This is a genomic window from Levilactobacillus brevis (genome assembly GCA_021383565.1).
In the GTDB taxonomy this organism is placed as follows: Bacteria; Bacillota; Bacilli; order Lactobacillales; family Lactobacillaceae; genus Levilactobacillus; species Levilactobacillus brevis_B.
Window position 1 is genome coordinate 289,445 of the sequence record CP079699.1, and the last position, 15,400, is coordinate 304,844.

A 15,400-nucleotide genomic window follows, 5' to 3' on the forward strand; every position below is an offset into this window, starting at 1 on the left:
ATACGCCTACACGACATTTACATTGGTTCGGTATACTTATTTTTGAAAAGGTCGCGCAGTAGCGTGCGGCCGATAGGAGGTTAGCGGTATGTCGAAGAAACGCTGGTGGCAAGGATTGGGTCTACTACTTGTGGTGGGCCTGGGTCTCTTTGCCTATCAAACGCGTGAAGTCAGTCACGCGGGCGAATCCATTACGGCAGTTGGGTCAACGGCCTTGCAACCCTTGGTGGAAGCGGCTGGTGAACAATATACGGGCGAACATCTGGGAACGTTCATTAACGTTCAGGGTGGCGGGACCGGGACGGGGCTGAGCCAGATTCAGGAAGGCGCCGTTCAAATAGGTAATTCAGATCTCTTTGCCGGTGAGCAGAAGGGGATCAAAGCCCAGCAACTGGTGGACCATCGCGTCGCCGTGGTGGGCATTACACCGATTGTGAATAAAAAGGCGGGGGTCGACCACCTGACGACCGCACAACTCATTCAAGTCTTTACGGGTAAGGTGACGAACTGGCGCGAAGTGGGCGGCCGCAATGTCCCAATCGTATTGGTGAACCGGGCACAAGGGAGTGGGACGCGGGCCACATTTGAGCAATTTGGCTTAGCCGGTCACCAGTCCAAGACTGCTCAGGAGCAGGATTCTTCGGGGATGGTGCGCCAGATTGTGGCGACGACCCCCGGTGCGATTAGCTACGTGGCTTTTTCCTACGTGGATAAGACCGTGCAGGCCCTTACGTTAAATCACGTGGCGCCCACGGAAGCCAACGTGGTGACGAATCAGTGGAAGATCTGGTCGTACGAACATTTATATACGAAAGGCCAACCAACTGGCTTAACCAAGAACTTCATCCATTATGTGCAATCACCAGCAGTGCAGAAGACGCTGGTCCGACAACTCGGCTATCTGTCACCTGATCAGATGCAGGTTAACCGGGACGTCAACGGTCAAATTACGAAATTGGAGGGCGCAAAGTGATGAAAACCACAGAACAACTGGAACAACAGCTGAAGCGTCATTCCAAGGCCGCCAAGCTAGAAATTTGGGGCAAGGTGGTTAGCTTCTCCGCGCTCCTGCTGATTGTGGCCGTCGTGGTGGCTATCATTGGGTTCGTGGCCTCCAAGGGACTCGCGACATTCTTTAGCAACCACGTGAGTCTCTGGGATTTCTTGTCCGGCAAGAGTTGGAATCCAGGCGTTACGGATGCCCACGGTAAGCCGGAAGTCGGCGCCCTGCCGATGATCGTTGGCTCGTTTCTGATTACGATCCTGTCGGCCATCGTGGCGACGCCGTTTGCGATTGGGACGGCAGTCTTCATGAATGAGATTTCGCCTAATAAGGGGGCGAAGATTCTCCAACCGGTGACGGAACTGCTGGTGGGGATTCCCTCCGTGGTTTACGGCTTCATTGGGCTATCCGTGGTCGTTCCCGTGACCCGGACCATCTTTGGCGGCAGTGGTTTCGGGATTCTCTCCGGAACCTGCGTACTCTTCGTCATGATTCTTCCTACGGTGACGTCGATGAGCGTGGATGCCTTGCGGTCGGTGCCCCGGTACTACCGGGAAGCCTCACTGGCCCTCGGCGCCACGCAATGGCAGACCATCTACAAAGTGGTCTTGCGCGCCGCTACGCCGGGCATGATGACGGCGGTGGTCTTCGGGATGGCGCGGGCCTTCGGTGAAGCGTTGGCCGTGCAAATGGTGATTGGGAACGCCGCGTTGATGCCAGGAAGTCTGGTTGATCCGGCCTCCACTCTGACCTCCGTGTTGACGACGGGGATCGGGAACACCGTCATGGGGTCGCTACAAAACAATGCGTTGTGGTCCTTAGCCTTAGTCCTGCTCCTCATGTCCTTAGTCTTTAACCTGATCATTCGTTTGATTGGTCGAAAGGGGCGTCTCCAATAGTGATGAATCCAAAAACACAAAATAAAGTAGCGATTGGAACGTTGTACGGCGTTGCTGGGTTGGTTGTCTTGATTTTAATGGCGCTTCTCGGCTATATTCTGGTCAGCGGCCTCCCCCAACTGAGTTGGCACTTCTTGACGGCACCAGCCAAGGCCTTCTTAAAGGGTGGTGGGGTCGGTATCCAACTGTACAATTCGTTTTATCTTTTGATTCTAGCAATGCTGATTTCGTTTCCGATTGCGTTGGGCGCCGCCATTTACCTTTACGAATACGCGAAGGATAACTGGGTGACCACTACGATCCGGACGGCGATTGAAATCCTGAGTTCGTTACCTTCCGTGGTGGTGGGATTGTTCGGCTTCCTGTTCTTCGTGGTTAAGCTGAACCTGGGCTTCTCGATTCTCTCTGGGGCCTTTGCCCTGACGTTCTTCAATCTCCCGTTATTGACGCGGAGCATTGAAGATTCGCTGCGAACGATTGACACCACGCAACGCGAGGGGGGCTTGGCACTGGGGTTATCGCGTTGGGAAACGGTCACACGGGTCATCTTACCGGCCGCAGTTCCCAGCATCCTGACCGGGGTGATCTTGAGTGCCGGGCGGGTCTTCGGTGAAGCCGCCGCCTTAATCTACACGGCGGGACAAAGCGCACCGGCGTTGGACTTTACCGACTGGAATCCCTTCAATATTTCCAGCCCACTGAATCCGATGCGGCCCGCCGAAACGTTGGCGGTGCACATCTGGAAGATTAATTCGGAAGGGATTATGCCGGATGCCAAGGCCATCTCGTCGGGGTCCTCAGCCGTCTTGGTGCTCGCCATTCTGTTGTTTAACTTTGCCGCGCGTTACTTAGGTAAGCGGCTGTACAAGCGGTTAACGTCCGCGTAAAGGAGGGTCGCCCATGTTTTTAAGTAATGATGTTACCCAGAACACGGAGATGCTGGACCGGCACGTGGTTCAACCAACCGATCCGCAGCATCCGACAATTCTATCCACCGAGGACTTGCACGTCTATTATGGTAAGAAGGAAGCCATTTCCGAGGGTGATCTGCGGTTCGCCAGCAACCAGATCACCGCGTTAATCGGGCCGTCTGGTTCCGGTAAATCGACCTTTCTGCGTTCTTTGAACCGGATGAACGACCGGATCGCCACGGTGACTGGTAAGATCATGTATCGCGGCGTGGATATCAATCAACCCGACATCGACGTCTACGAGATGCGGCGCCGGGTGGGGATGGTCTTTCAGCGACCGAATCCATTTGCCAAATCCATCTACGACAACATCGCCTTCGCACTGCGACTACGGGGCGTGACCGATAAGCACGCGTTAGATGAAATCGTAGAAACTTCCCTCAAGCAGGCCGCCCTCTGGAATCAGGTTAAAGATGATCTGAACAAGAGTGCGCTAGCGCTGTCGGGGGGGCAGGCACAACGCCTGTGTATTGCCAGAGCCATCGCGGTCAAGCCGGATATCCTGTTGTTGGATGAGCCGGCCAGTGCGTTGGATCCGGTGTCGACCAGTCAGTTAGAAGACACTTTGTTGGAGCTTAAGCAGCACTACAGCATTATTATCGTGACCCACAACATGCAACAAGCCGGGCGGATTAGCGAGTATACGGCATTTTTTAACCAGGGGCGCGTATTGGAATACGATACGACGAGCCATATCTTCACCAATCCGCAGGTGCAGGTCACGAGTGATTACGTTTCGGGGAACTTCGGTTAACGAGGAGGAGAATAAGAATGAGTAAGGAAATTTTAACCACGCAGGATCTTCATTTATATTACGGAGACAAGGAGGCCTTGAAGGGGATTAACCTCAACTTTGAGTCCAAGGGGATTACGGCCTTGATCGGCCCATCCGGGTGTGGGAAGTCCACGTATTTGCGGACCTTGAACCGGATGAATGACTTGATTCCCAACGTCACGATTACGGGAACCATTAAGTTTAAAGGTCAAGACCTGTACGCGCCGAGTGCCGATACCGTACAGATTCGAAAGGAAATTGGGATGGTGTTCCAGCAACCCAATCCGTTCCCATTTTCCATCTACGATAACGTGATCTACGGTTTGCGTATCGCCGGGGAAAAGGATAAGGAAAAGCTGGACGCCGTGGTTGAGAAGTCCTTACGCCAAGCGGCCGTTTGGGACGAAGTGAAGGATCATTTACATGAAAGTGCCTTGGCCTTATCTGGTGGGCAACAGCAACGGGTCTGCATCGCGCGGGTCCTCGCCGTTTCGCCAGAAATTATCCTGTTGGATGAACCGACGAGTGCCTTGGATCCCGTTTCCAGCAGTCAAATTGAAACAACCCTCTTGAATTTACGTCACGATTATACGATTATTACAGTAACCCACAATCTCCAACAGGCGTCACGAATCGCGGATCGGACCGCGTTCTTCATGAACGGTGAGTTGGTGGAAGTGGACCAAACTAAGAATATTTTCATGAATCCCGCTGAAAAGCAGACGGAAGATTATATTAGCGGTCGATTCGGTTAAGGAGGCAAGTTATGCGTAGATTGTTTGATGACGAGTTGGCGGAACTGGACGCAGACTTTACGGAAATGGGCATGTTGGTCAGCGAGGTTGTGCAGCAGGCGGTGGATGCCTTTATGGATCGCGATGCCGTGGCAGCCCAGAAGCTGATCGACCACGACCACGAGATCAACCAACGTGAAATCTCTCTGGAGCAGAAAACCTTTGAGATGATCGCCTTGTATCAACCCGTAACGACGGACCTGCGTGAAATTGTGACGATCTTAAAGGCCGTTTCCGAGTTGGAGCGAGCCGCGGATCATGCCCGTAACGTGGCGCATTCCGCCATTAAGTTCGGCAGCAAGCAGAAGATTGCGGTACTTGAGCAGTTGATTGGTGAGATGGGGCAGATTACCACGCGAATGATTCGCGAAGTGTTGGCGGCCTACGTGAACAAGGACGACCATGCCGCCCGTGAATTGGCGGAGGTTGACCGCAAGCTTGATCAACTGAATCATCAGATTCGTGCCGACAGTTATCAGCAGATGCGACTGGACCCGGCGTTTGAGACCGGGGCGTCAATCTACCTAAACGTTGCGCAAGACCTCAGCCGAATTGGGGATTACGTGACTAACGTGTGCGAATGGATTGTTTACCTGAAGTCCGGACAGATTGTGGAATTGAACCCGGCCAATTCGGATAGTCCCAACTAAAATTCCCGCGTTAGGGGCGACACGTGTTTCGTTGAAAAGCTTAACCTATCTTGAAGATTTACCGGAACGGTCACTGGAAACTTGCTTTCAGTGGCCGCTTTCGTTATTCTTGCCATAAAAGGAATTTAGGTTTAAAGAAAAGGAGTGTCCGCCGATGGCAGCAAAAAAGCGCTTTGTTCGTTCTCGTACCAACCGGTTAGTGGGTGGTGTCCTGGGCGGAATCGCTGACTATTTTAATTGGAATGCTAATCTATTACGGGTGATTTACGTGCTGATCACGGTCGCCATGCCGTTTGCTCATGGGATTTTGGGCTTGGCCGTTTACGTGATTCTTTACACGTTCATGCCCCTCGAGGAACGCGCAGAGGGCAGTGGCCCCAATCTGCGGGATTTATTCCGTGGCGCCAGTCCGACCCCCAAGGATAGTGGACGCAAGGTCATTCATGATGTGACGGAACAGGACGTCAAGGATTCGCACAAGGACGGTGATTAGTATGCGCTTTTGGACCAGAATTCTAGTCAATGCCGTGATTTTCTTGGCATTGGCTGGTTTTTTTCAAAGCTCGATGGCCGGCAGTCTGCAGAACGCCTTCTACGTATCGGGTGTGGGCATCGCGTTACTGGCAAGCTTCGTTCTCGCCCTGCTAAATGCGGTCGTCAAGCCGATTCTATTCGTGTTATCGCTACCGATTACCGTGCTGACGCTGGGGCTCTTTAGCGTCGTGATCAACGCGATCATGTTGGAATTAACCGCGTGGTTCGTGGGGAGCAACTTCGCCTTCGCTTCGTTTTGGATTACCATGATGGTGGCGGTAATCATGTCCATCTTCAATGCCATCATCAGTGATCATTTCGCCCGGAATTAAGTTACCCGATACGAATGAATTTGGTAGGAGTAACCCCGGTAAAGTGCTAAAATTAAAGTAGTTCACTATGCAATAAGGAGGAACTCCTATGCCAGAGAGTGTTACAGTGGCTGATCTTGTGAAGGCGAACCGGCTAGATGTCTATTCCGGTGAGGATCACTTGGATCGGCTGATTACAACCAGTGATATTTCACGTCCCGGTCTGGAATTAACCGGGTACTTTAACTATTATCCAGCTAAACGAATTCAACTATTAGGGATTACGGAAACGTCCTTTGCTAAAGGGATGACTCACGAGAAGATTCTCGACGTCATGCGGAAAATGTGTCAACCGGAGACCCCGGCGTTCGTGATTTCTACCCAGCTGGATCCCCCCGAGGAATTGAAACAATCCGCCGAAGAGGCCGAGATTCCAATCCTGGGGACCAAGTTGACGACGTCTCGGGTCTTGAGTAACATGACCAACTTCCTCGAAGGTAAGTTGGCCGAACGTCAGTCTGTGCACGGCGTCTTGGTTGATATCTACGGGGTCGGGGTCATGATTACCGGAGATTCCGGTGTTGGTAAAAGTGAAACCGCTTTGGAGCTGGTCAAGCGGGGCCACCGGTTGATTGCCGATGACCGGGTTGAGGTTTATCAACAGGATGAACAGACCCTGGTCGGGGCCGCGCCAGCCATCCTGAGTCACTTGCTGGAAATTCGGGGGATTGGGATCATCGATGTCATGAACCTGTTTGGTGCGGGTGCCGTGCGGTCCGAGACCGATATTGACCTGATTGTCCACTTGCAGGCTTGGAAGGACGACAACCATTTCGACCGATTGGGGAACAACAGCGAGTCACAGAAGTTCTTCGATGTGGTCGTACCAAAGATTACGATTCCCGTCAGAACTGGGCGGAACCTGGCCATTATCGTTGAAGCCGCGGCCATGAACTTCCGGGCACGGTCAATGGGCTACGATGCCACCAAGGTCTTCGACGAGAACTTGAACCGATTAATCAAACAAAACTCACAAAACAAATAGGGGAGATGGGCGTTATTTTTTCACCAATCATGGCGGCGCTTAATCCCATCGCCATTCATCTAGGGCCCATCGCAGTCCACTGGTACGGCGTTATCATCGCCACCGGTGTGGTCATTGCCGTAATTCTGGCAGTGCGCGAGGGTCGTCGTCGGGGGATTAATCCCGATGACATTTATGATATGATTTTATGGGCGTTACCCGCGGCATTGATTGCGGCGCGGACGTATTACGTGGTTTTTCAGTGGCCGTATTATGCCAAACACCCCGGCGAGATCATTGCCATTTGGGACGGCGGTATCGCCATCTATGGCTCATTGATTGGGGCCGGCTTGGTCGTCTTCTTTTTCTGTCGTTCGCGGTTCATTCCCGTCTGGCTTATGTTGGACGTAGCCGCGCCGACCGTGATTCTAGGTCAAGCCATCGGCCGGTGGGGCAACTTTATGAATCAAGAAGCCTTTGGCCGGATTACCAGCCTGGCGTTCTTGCAGGGCCTGCATTTGCCCGACTTTGTCATTAATCAGATGTTGATTAACGGCGCTTATCGGCAACCGACCTTCCTGTACGAATCAACCTGGGACCTCTTAGGGTTCGTCGTGCTGATGAGTCTGCGGCACACGCCGGGGCTCTTTAAGCAGGGCGAGGTGTTCCTCAGTTATGTTTTGTGGTATGCCTTCGGTCGGTTCTTTATCGAGGGGATGCGAACGGACAGCCTGATGTTGTTCGGTGGCCTGCGGGTATCACAGCTCTTGTCCGTGGTACTGGTCGTCGGGGCGTTGATCATCTGGATCTATCGGCGTCGGCAGCAGGTTCAGCCGGCCGCTTATCTGGATGGCAATCCGTTTCGCGAACAATCTAAACTTTCTAAATAAGGAGAATCCATTACTATGTCAGAGAAAATTGCAGTACTTGGTGCCGGTTCATGGGGGTCAATCTTAGCGAGTGTCTTGGATGAAAACGGGCATGATGTCCGATTATGGTCGTACAATCCGAAACAAGTTGAGGAATTAAACACGGATCACACGAATTCACACTATATCAAGGATTTTAAGTTTTCTCCCTCGTTAGTAGCTTACTCCGACTTAGCGAGTGCCCTAGATGGCGTGCAAACAATTCTGTTTGTCGTCCCAACTAAGGCCGTGCGCTCCGTTGCTGGTCAAGTGGCCACGATCTTGCAGAAGACCGGGAACCGGCCGGCTCTGATCCACGCCAGCAAGGGGATCGAGCAGAAGACCTACAAGCGCATCTCTCAGGTCTTGGCCGAGGAGATTCCGGCCGACAACCGGCAATCCATCACGGTTTTGTCCGGCCCCAGTCACGCCGAGGACGTTGCTCGGCATGACCTGACGCTGGTGACGGCGGCTAGTGAAAGTTTAGATGCCGCAAAGCATACACAAAAGCTGTTCATGACCAATTACTTCCGGGTTTACACCAACCCCGATGTGATTGGCGTTGAAATTGGTGCAGCCTTGAAGAACATTATCGCGTTGGGTGCCGGGGCCTTACATGGCCTGGGCTACGGCGACAATGCCAAGGCAGCGTTGATGACGCGGGGCCTGGCCGAAATTTCACGGCTGGGAACCTCGTTTGGTGCCGATCCGATGACCTTTATCGGGTTATCCGGTGTCGGTGATATTATTGTGACGGCCACGAGTTCCAATTCACGGAACTGGCGCGCCGGCGATGAGTTAGGTCGTGGCGAAGCCCTAGATGACGTGATCAACCATATGGGGATGGTGATCGAAGGGGTTGCTACGACGAAGGCTGCTTACGAATTATCGAAGCAACGTGGCGTGTCCATGCCGATTACCGAAGCCATTTATCAAGTACTGTATGAAGGCAAGGACATTCGCACGGCTATTTCAGAATTAATGCAACGCGAAGGTCGTTCAGAATTTTAGTTTAGTGGGGATACAGGAGGATATAGAATTATGAGAAAAGTTAGAAAAGCCGTCATTCCAGCCGCAGGTCTTGGGACCAGATTCTTACCTGCAACCAAAGCCTTAGCCAAGGAAATGTTGCCTATCGTGGATAAGCCAACGATTCAATTTATCGTTGAGGAAGCCCGTAAGTCCGGGATCGAAGACATCGTGATTGTCGATGGAAAATCCAAACGCTCGATCGAAGACCATTTCGACTCCAATCCCGAATTGGAAGCCAACCTGCGTGCTAAGCACAAGGATGAAATGTTGCGGCAGGTTCAGGAAACGACGGGCATGAATCTCTACTTCATTCGCCAGCCGTATCCACGTGGCTTGGGTGACGCTGTTTTAACTGCCAAGGCCTTTATCGGGGACGAACCGTTCGTTGTGATGTTAGGGGACGACATGACCGATAGCAAGGAACCTCTTACTAAGCAATTGATCGACCGGTACAACCAGACCGGTGCCTCGACGCTGGCCGTCATGCGGGTACCGCACGAGGATACCGCCAAGTATGGGGTCATTAACCCCTCTGAAGAGACGGCACCGGGTCTGTACAATGTGACGAACTTTGTGGAAAAGCCCCAACCAGATGAAGCGCCGAGTGATTTGGCCATCATCGGGCGGTACCTCTTCACCCCAGAAATCTTTGAAGCCCTGGAGAACACGCCAGTCGGTTTAGGAAACGAACTCCAGTTAACGGACGCCATCGATAACTTAAACAAGACGCAACGGGTCTTCGCCCACGAGTACAAAGGCAAGCGTTACGATGTCGGCAACAAGTTTGGCTGGATTCAAACGAACATTGAATATGGTCTGCAACACCCTGAAACCAAGGATGCTTTGCGCAAGTACATCAAGGAAATGGGTGCGAAGTTGAGTGCCGAAGATGAAAAGGCCCCCAAGTCAAAATAGGTGACAAACTTCCTTTTTGATAGTAAAGTACACTAAAGGCTTAGAGCAGAAGGGAGCGTTAAAGAATTGAAAAACTATGATGTCATTGTAATTGGTGCAGGACCCGGTGGGATGACCGGTGCCCTCTACGCTTCACGGGCAAACCTTTCCGTCCTGATGTTGGACCGCGGAATCTATGGTGGTCAAATGAACAACACGGCGGCTATTGAAAACTATCCGGGGTTCAAGTCAGTTCTTGGACCAGACTTGGCTAAGGACATGTACGACGGTTCTACTCAATTTGGGGCGGAATTTGCCTATGGTAACGTGGAAGGCATCGAAGACCACGGTGATCACAAGGTGGTCAAGACCGACGATGGTGATTACAGCGCCGGAGCTGTCTTAATTGCCTCAGGTTCCGAATACAAGAAGCTGGGTGTGCCTGGCGAAAATGAATTTGGTGGTCGCGGGGTCTCCTACTGCGCGGTCTGCGACGGTGCGTTCTTTAAGAACCTCGACGTCGTTGTCGTAGGTGGTGGCGATTCAGCCGTTGAAGAAAGCCTCTACCTGGCAGGGATTACGTCCAAGGTGACGGTTGTGGTTCGACGTGACCAACTGCGGGCCCAAAAGATTTTACAGGATCGGGCCTTTGCCAACGATAAGATTGAATTTGTTTGGAACACGAACGTCACCGAAGTTGTCGGTGACGATATGAAAGTAACGGGCGTCAAGACGAAGAACAATCAAACTGGCGAAACCGGCGAGATTGCGGCCAGTGGGGTCTTCATTTACGTGGGGAACCTGCCAATGACCGACGCCTTCACGAGCCTGGGGATCACGGACGACAAGGGCTGGATCAAGACCGATGACCGGATGGCCACCGCAGTTCCAGGTATCTTTGCCATTGGTGATGTTCGGCAAAAGACCTTGCGGCAGATTACGACTGCTGTAGGGGACGGTGGGATTGCCGGCCAAGAAGCCTTCAGTTATCTGGAAGCTTTGAAGTCTAAGGCGGCTTCTGCCAAATAAGGTGTCACCGAGCGGGAACGACCTCACGGGGTGTTTCCGCTTTTTGTCAAATCACGGGCCAGTGTCCGGCTGGCTCGTACATAACCGTCGTTTGTTCGCCTTACCGTTCGCCAAAATAGTTTGATCTGCAATTTGGATAAGGCTGGGTGCCTGCGGCCGACAGAAATTCCGCCTGCTGTGGGGGCCGCTGGTAGCTCCAAAATTGGCTTTCGGATCGCTTGGAATCCTGACTGACAACAACCGTCAGTCGCTGGTGCGGGCAGGAGGCAGTGCATAACGGCAAGGCGGCCAGCTGATGTTCTGGCACCCATTTAAATTAAAATAGAGGAGTGGTTCTACATGGGGATGAATCAATTTTTACAAAGTTTAAGCGATCTGGAAACGATCGACCGGGCGCCCGGTTACTTTAAATTTGAGCAACATTCCGTGGCAGCACATTCGTTTAAGGTTGCCGAGGTGGCGCAGTTCTTAGGGGATGTCGAGGAGAATGCCGGCCATCAAGTAAATTGGCGGTTGCTCTACGAAAAATCATTAAATCATGACTACACGGAGCGGTTTATCGGCGATATCAAGACGCCCGTTAAGTACGCGACGCCCCAGTTACGTCAAATGTTGGCCGATGTCGAATCTTCATTGACGGCTAACTTCATTAAGAACGAAATTCCCGAACAATTTCAGGCGGCTTATACCCGGCGTCTGGGCGAGGGAAAGGACGATACGCTGGAAGGGCAGATTCTGTCGGTCGCTGATAAGGTGGATTTGCTGTATGAATCCTTTGGTGAGATTCAGAAGGGCAATCCGGAACCAGTCTTTACCGAGATTTATCGCGAGAGTCTAACCACGATTTTGAAATTCAAACGGATGGCCTGCGTGCAGTATTTCTTGGCGGAGGTCTTGCCAGAGATGTTGGCCGCCGATTTTAGCGACCGGCAGAAGCTCGCGACCTTAACGGATAAATTGTTGAAACAAGGAGACTAAGTATGAAATTAGCTGAAGTTTGGAATCAAATGTTACCCGGCGCCACGGTACGGCCGTTGACTCACGCCGACGATGATTTAATCTATGCTTTTCAAGCAGCGCATCCCGCTTACTTTAATCACTTTCAAGACCATCCCGTCACCCGAAACGAGGCCATTCAGGACGTGACGGACGTGCCGATGAACGCCATGCCCGATCAGAAGGCCTATCTGGGTATCTTTCAGGGTGACCAACTGGTGGTGCTGGTGGACTTGATTATCGACTACCCGCTACCGAGCCTGGTTTGGCTGGGGATGTGGATGACCGACGACCAGTTAGCCACCGAGCAAGCTGCCGACTATTACCGTAGTTTAGTGGCGACATTACGGGCCGCTGGGGCGGTTCAACTCCAACTCAGTGTCTTCATGGGTGACCGGGAAATGAAGCGGTTCTGGGAAGGCCAGCAGCTGCAGGCTATTCAAACAACCACGGTGGTTCGTGGCGACCGGACGGCTAACGTGACCATCTATCAGGATAAGTTCTGAGCATAAGGCCTGAGACTGGCGAAAGTATGTTCGGTATGGTAAAATATTTGAGCACGATGGGAAGCAGATTGTTTCCCATTTTTTCTAGGGTCCGTCTGAAAACTACTTAAGTAAGATGCAAATTGAGGCAATGTAGACCGTAGCCAGATAAACATGAGCGAGCTTATCATAACGCGTTGCAATCCTACGAAAGTTCTTCAACTGATTAAAGAAGTTCTCAATCAAATGGCGCTCACAATAAACGTGGTAATCACAGGTCCACTTGTCTTTGGTATTTTCCTTTGGCGGAATGGTATAGACGCCTGCTTTATCTTCAATATACTGGCGAAGTTTCGCGGTGCCATAGGCTTTGTCCGCGATAATATTTGATTGAGAAATATCGAAGCCTTCCAGCAACTCACTGGCAACTTGGCTATCATGTACTTGACCACCTGTTAGGCGAAAACCCAAGGGATTCCCTAATCCGTCAACGAGTGCGTGAATCTTGGTCGTTCGGCCACCTCGACTTAGTCCAATAGCTTGATTTTCGACCATACATTCGGCGTTTTTTTTGCCCCAGTGGCCTTTTGATGCGCTCGAACGATCGTTGAATCTAAGCTCAAGTTTTCCATGTCGGGATCGTCAATCAATTCGAGAAAAACCTGTTCGAACAAGCCTGAACTTACCCAGGCTCGGAAGCGACTATACACCGTTTTCCAAGAGCCATAGCGTTCAGGTAGATCACGCCAAGGAGCCCCGCTGCGCATGAGCCAGAGGATAGCGTTGAGGGCGGTACGGTTGTCTAGGCTTGATGGACGGCCAGTCCGGTATGGCGGGAAGTATCCTTTGATTCGGTCCCACTGAGCATCTTCCAGTTCGTATCGTTTAGGTGTTGTCATCGGAATGCCTCGATTCGTTTTTCCTCAGATTGTACCTGAATTTTAAGTTTTCAGACAGTCCCTAGTGAACGAAGAAGTTTTAAATGCAAGTCGGACCAGCGTTGACGCGACGTATCGCGGACGACTGAAAATGGTCGTCAGGCTGGTTTAAAAAAGAATTTGGTAGGGAGGTTATGCCATGATCGATCGACAGTCGGATCGGAAGTTTGATTTGGTTTCGAATTATCAACCCACGGGGGATCAACCGGAAGCCATTGCACAATTGACCAAGGGACTCAATGAACACGAGAAGGCGCAGATTCTGTTGGGGGCGACTGGGACCGGGAAGACTTTTACGATTTCTAACGTGATTAAAAACGTGAATAAGCCAACATTGGTCCTGTCTCATAACAAGACGTTGGCGGGGCAACTTTACGGTGAGTTTAAGGAGTTTTTCCCGAACAATGCGGTAGAATATTTTGTCAGTTACTATGATTATTATCAACCCGAAGCGTACGTGCCGTCGAGTGACACGTACATTGAAAAGGATTCCTCAATTAACGATGAGATTGATAAGCTACGGCACTCGGCGACGAGTTCGTTGCTGGAACGAAACGATGTGATCGTCGTGGCCTCCGTGTCCTCAATCTTTGGGTTAGGGGACCCTACCGAATATAAGAACCACGTGGTGTCGCTACGGGTCGGTCAGGAGATCGAACGGGATGCGTTGCTTCGTAAATTAGTCAATATTCAATTTGAACGCAACGACTACGACTTTCAGCGGGGCCGCTTCCGGGTACACGGGGATGTCGTGGAAATTTTCCCCGCGTCACGGGATGACCGGGCACTGCGGGTCGAGTTCTTTGGCGACGAGATCGACCGTATCCGGGAAGTGGATTCACTGACCGGTGAAATTGTCGGCGATCGTGAGCACGTCGCAATCTTCCCCGCTACCCACTTTATGACTAACGATGACATCATGGCCAAGGCCACGGCGGGCATCGAAGGCGAGATGAAGGACCGGGTTGCCGAGCTGGAAGGCCAGAGTAAGCTGCTGGAGGCTCAACGGCTCAAGCAACGGACGACCTATGACTTGGAAATGATGCGTGAAATGGGCTACACGAGTGGGATCGAAAACTACTCGCGGTGGATGGACGGTCGTAAGGCCGGTGAACCACCATACACGCTGTTGGACTTCTTCCCGAAGGATTTCCTGTTGGTTGTCGATGAATCTCACGTGACGATGCCGCAAGTTCGCGGGATGTATAACGGGGACCAAGCGCGGAAGCAGCAGCTGGTGGATTATGGTTTCCGGCTGCCTAGTGCGCTGGACAACCGCCCCCTGAAGCTCTCCGAATTCGAACAACACGTCAACCAAGTGATTTACATGTCGGCGACGCCCGGACCCTACGAACAAGAACAAACCAAGCACGTGGTCCAACAGATTATTCGGCCAACCGGGTTACTTGATCCTACGATTGAAGTTCGGCCAATCATGGGCCAGATGGATGATCTGGTCGGTGAGATTAACCAACGGGTTGAGGCCAACGAGCGGACATTTGTGACCACGCTGACCAAAAAGATGGCGGAAGATTTGACCGACTATCTGAAGGATCTCGGGATCAAGGTGGCCTATCTGCATTCGGATATCAAGACGCTGGAACGGACGCAAATCATGCGGGACCTCCGTTTGGGCAAGTACGATGTCTTAGTCGGCATTAACCTATTGCGGGAAGGAATCGATATTCCGGAAGTCTCACTGGTAGCGATTTTGGATGCTGACAAGGAAGGCTTCCTGCGTAACGAACGGTCCTTGATTCAGACGATTGGTCGGGCTGCCCGGAACTCGCACGGGTCCGTGGTGATGTATGCTGATTCCGTGACGGAGTCCATGCAGGCGGCGATTGATGAGACGGCCCGCCGGCGGAAGGTTCAGATGGCCTATAACAAGGAACATGGCATCACGCCAAAGACGATTATTAAGCCGATCCGCGACCTGATTGCCGTGACCAAGAAGAACGATCACGAGGGCGAAAAGGACGATTTCGTTTCGAATGATTTCGAAGATATGTCCAAGGACGATCAGCGGAAGTTAATCTCGCGGTTGGAAGATGAGATGCGGGCAGCCGCTAAGAAGCTGGACTTCGAGCAGGCGGCTTCACTGCGGGATACTGTCATGGATATGAAGACCGAAATCGGTGATTAGGTCAGTGAGGA

At 52.0% G+C, this 15,400-nt stretch carries 17 protein-coding genes; 16 read left to right on the top strand and 1 reads right to left on the bottom strand.

What is annotated here, in order from left to right:
* Positions 1-88 precede the first annotated feature (88 nt).
* From KB236_01365 to KB236_01435, 15 genes are all read left to right on the top strand, one after another.
* Entirely contained in the window at positions 89-973 is an 885-nt protein-coding gene (locus tag KB236_01365; GenBank protein UIF29438.1) for a phosphate ABC transporter substrate-binding protein, read from the top strand.
* Positions 973-1,902, top strand: a complete 930-nt coding sequence (pstC, locus tag KB236_01370; protein UIF29439.1) for a phosphate ABC transporter permease subunit PstC — start codon at positions 973-975, stop codon at positions 1,900-1,902. The genes KB236_01365 and pstC overlap by 1 nt, the downstream gene beginning before the upstream one ends.
* Positions 1,903-1,904: 2 nt before the next feature.
* Complete coding sequence (pstA, locus tag KB236_01375; GenBank protein UIF29440.1) at positions 1,905-2,789, top strand: phosphate ABC transporter permease PstA; 885 nt, start codon at positions 1,905-1,907, stop codon at positions 2,787-2,789.
* A 13-nt stretch (positions 2,790-2,802) separates the two neighbouring features.
* Entirely contained in the window at positions 2,803-3,627 is an 825-nt protein-coding gene (pstB, locus tag KB236_01380) for a phosphate ABC transporter ATP-binding protein PstB (GenBank protein ID UIF29441.1), read from the top strand.
* Between the two features lie 17 nt (positions 3,628-3,644).
* Entirely contained in the window at positions 3,645-4,403 is a 759-nt protein-coding gene (gene pstB / locus KB236_01385) for a phosphate ABC transporter ATP-binding protein PstB (protein ID UIF29442.1), read from the top strand.
* An 11-nt stretch (positions 4,404-4,414) separates the two neighbouring features.
* Complete coding sequence (gene phoU / locus KB236_01390) at positions 4,415-5,092, top strand: phosphate signaling complex protein PhoU (GenBank protein UIF29443.1); 678 nt, start codon at positions 4,415-4,417, stop codon at positions 5,090-5,092.
* Between the two features lie 154 nt (positions 5,093-5,246).
* The gene (locus KB236_01395) at positions 5,247-5,585 is read left to right on the top strand and encodes a PspC domain-containing protein (protein ID UIF29444.1); all 339 of its coding nucleotides are present in this window, start codon (positions 5,247-5,249) and stop codon (positions 5,583-5,585) included.
* A gap of 1 nt (position 5,586) precedes the next feature.
* Complete coding sequence (locus KB236_01400) at positions 5,587-5,958, top strand: phage holin family protein (GenBank protein ID UIF29445.1); 372 nt, start codon at positions 5,587-5,589, stop codon at positions 5,956-5,958.
* 88 nt (positions 5,959-6,046) lie between these two features.
* Positions 6,047-6,982, top strand: coding sequence for an HPr(Ser) kinase/phosphatase (gene hprK, locus KB236_01405; protein ID UIF29446.1), 936 nt, complete (start codon positions 6,047-6,049; stop codon positions 6,980-6,982).
* Positions 6,983-6,987: 5 nt separating this feature from the next.
* A complete protein-coding gene (lgt, locus tag KB236_01410) occupies positions 6,988-7,851 on the top strand; it encodes a prolipoprotein diacylglyceryl transferase (GenBank protein ID UIF29447.1) in 864 nt (287 codons plus the stop codon).
* A 15-nt stretch (positions 7,852-7,866) separates the two neighbouring features.
* Positions 7,867-8,880: an NAD(P)H-dependent glycerol-3-phosphate dehydrogenase gene (locus tag KB236_01415; GenBank protein UIF29448.1), complete on the top strand. Its 1,014-nt coding sequence runs from the start codon at positions 7,867-7,869 to the stop codon at positions 8,878-8,880.
* Between the two features lie 30 nt (positions 8,881-8,910).
* Positions 8,911-9,816: a UTP--glucose-1-phosphate uridylyltransferase GalU gene (galU, locus tag KB236_01420; protein UIF29449.1), complete on the top strand. Its 906-nt coding sequence runs from the start codon at positions 8,911-8,913 to the stop codon at positions 9,814-9,816.
* A gap of 66 nt (positions 9,817-9,882) precedes the next feature.
* On the top strand, positions 9,883-10,824 hold the full coding sequence (gene trxB / locus KB236_01425) for a thioredoxin-disulfide reductase (protein UIF29450.1): 942 nt from the start codon (positions 9,883-9,885) through the stop codon (positions 10,822-10,824).
* 339 nt (positions 10,825-11,163) lie between these two features.
* Positions 11,164-11,802: an HD domain-containing protein gene (locus KB236_01430; protein ID UIF29451.1), complete on the top strand. Its 639-nt coding sequence runs from the start codon at positions 11,164-11,166 to the stop codon at positions 11,800-11,802.
* 2 nt (positions 11,803-11,804) lie between these two features.
* On the top strand, positions 11,805-12,326 hold the full coding sequence (locus KB236_01435) for an acetyltransferase (GenBank protein ID UIF29452.1): 522 nt from the start codon (positions 11,805-11,807) through the stop codon (positions 12,324-12,326).
* A gap of 102 nt (positions 12,327-12,428) precedes the next feature.
* Here the strand turns inward: KB236_01435 and KB236_01440 are convergent.
* Positions 12,429-13,204 (bottom strand): IS5-like element ISLpl3 family transposase gene (locus tag KB236_01440; protein UIF29453.1). Its coding sequence is split into 2 segments (ribosomal slippage): positions 12,429-12,880 and positions 12,880-13,204, totalling 777 coding nucleotides; the frame shifts between segments, so codons are not numbered across the junction.
* A 178-nt stretch (positions 13,205-13,382) separates the two neighbouring features.
* Here KB236_01440 and uvrB point away from each other — a divergent pair.
* On the top strand, positions 13,383-15,389 hold the full coding sequence (gene uvrB / locus KB236_01445) for an excinuclease ABC subunit UvrB (GenBank protein UIF29454.1): 2,007 nt from the start codon (positions 13,383-13,385) through the stop codon (positions 15,387-15,389).
* Positions 15,390-15,400: the final 11 nt, after the last annotated feature.

Excerpts from the sequence above, each read along its gene's own strand:
- KB236_01365 (UIF29438.1), top strand. The coding sequence starts at position 89 with ATGTCGAAGAAACGCTGGTGGCAAGGATTGGGTCTACTACTTGTGGTG.
- pstC (UIF29439.1), top strand. The coding sequence starts at position 973 with ATGAAAACCACAGAACAACTGGAACAACAGCTGAAGCGTCATTCCAAG.
- pstA (UIF29440.1), top strand. The coding sequence starts at position 1,905 with ATGAATCCAAAAACACAAAATAAAGTAGCGATTGGAACGTTGTACGGC.
- pstB (UIF29441.1), top strand. The coding sequence starts at position 2,803 with ATGTTTTTAAGTAATGATGTTACCCAGAACACGGAGATGCTGGACCGG.
- pstB (UIF29442.1), top strand. The coding sequence starts at position 3,645 with ATGAGTAAGGAAATTTTAACCACGCAGGATCTTCATTTATATTACGGA.
- phoU (UIF29443.1), top strand. The coding sequence starts at position 4,415 with ATGCGTAGATTGTTTGATGACGAGTTGGCGGAACTGGACGCAGACTTT.
- KB236_01395 (UIF29444.1), top strand. The coding sequence starts at position 5,247 with ATGGCAGCAAAAAAGCGCTTTGTTCGTTCTCGTACCAACCGGTTAGTG.
- KB236_01400 (UIF29445.1), top strand. The coding sequence starts at position 5,587 with ATGCGCTTTTGGACCAGAATTCTAGTCAATGCCGTGATTTTCTTGGCA.
- hprK (UIF29446.1), top strand. The coding sequence starts at position 6,047 with ATGCCAGAGAGTGTTACAGTGGCTGATCTTGTGAAGGCGAACCGGCTA.
- lgt (UIF29447.1), top strand. The coding sequence starts at position 6,988 with ATGGGCGTTATTTTTTCACCAATCATGGCGGCGCTTAATCCCATCGCC.
- KB236_01415 (UIF29448.1), top strand. The coding sequence starts at position 7,867 with ATGTCAGAGAAAATTGCAGTACTTGGTGCCGGTTCATGGGGGTCAATC.
- galU (UIF29449.1), top strand. The coding sequence starts at position 8,911 with ATGAGAAAAGTTAGAAAAGCCGTCATTCCAGCCGCAGGTCTTGGGACC.
- KB236_01430 (UIF29451.1), top strand. The coding sequence starts at position 11,164 with ATGGGGATGAATCAATTTTTACAAAGTTTAAGCGATCTGGAAACGATC.
- KB236_01435 (UIF29452.1), top strand. The coding sequence starts at position 11,805 with ATGAAATTAGCTGAAGTTTGGAATCAAATGTTACCCGGCGCCACGGTA.
- uvrB (UIF29454.1), top strand. The coding sequence starts at position 13,383 with ATGATCGATCGACAGTCGGATCGGAAGTTTGATTTGGTTTCGAATTAT.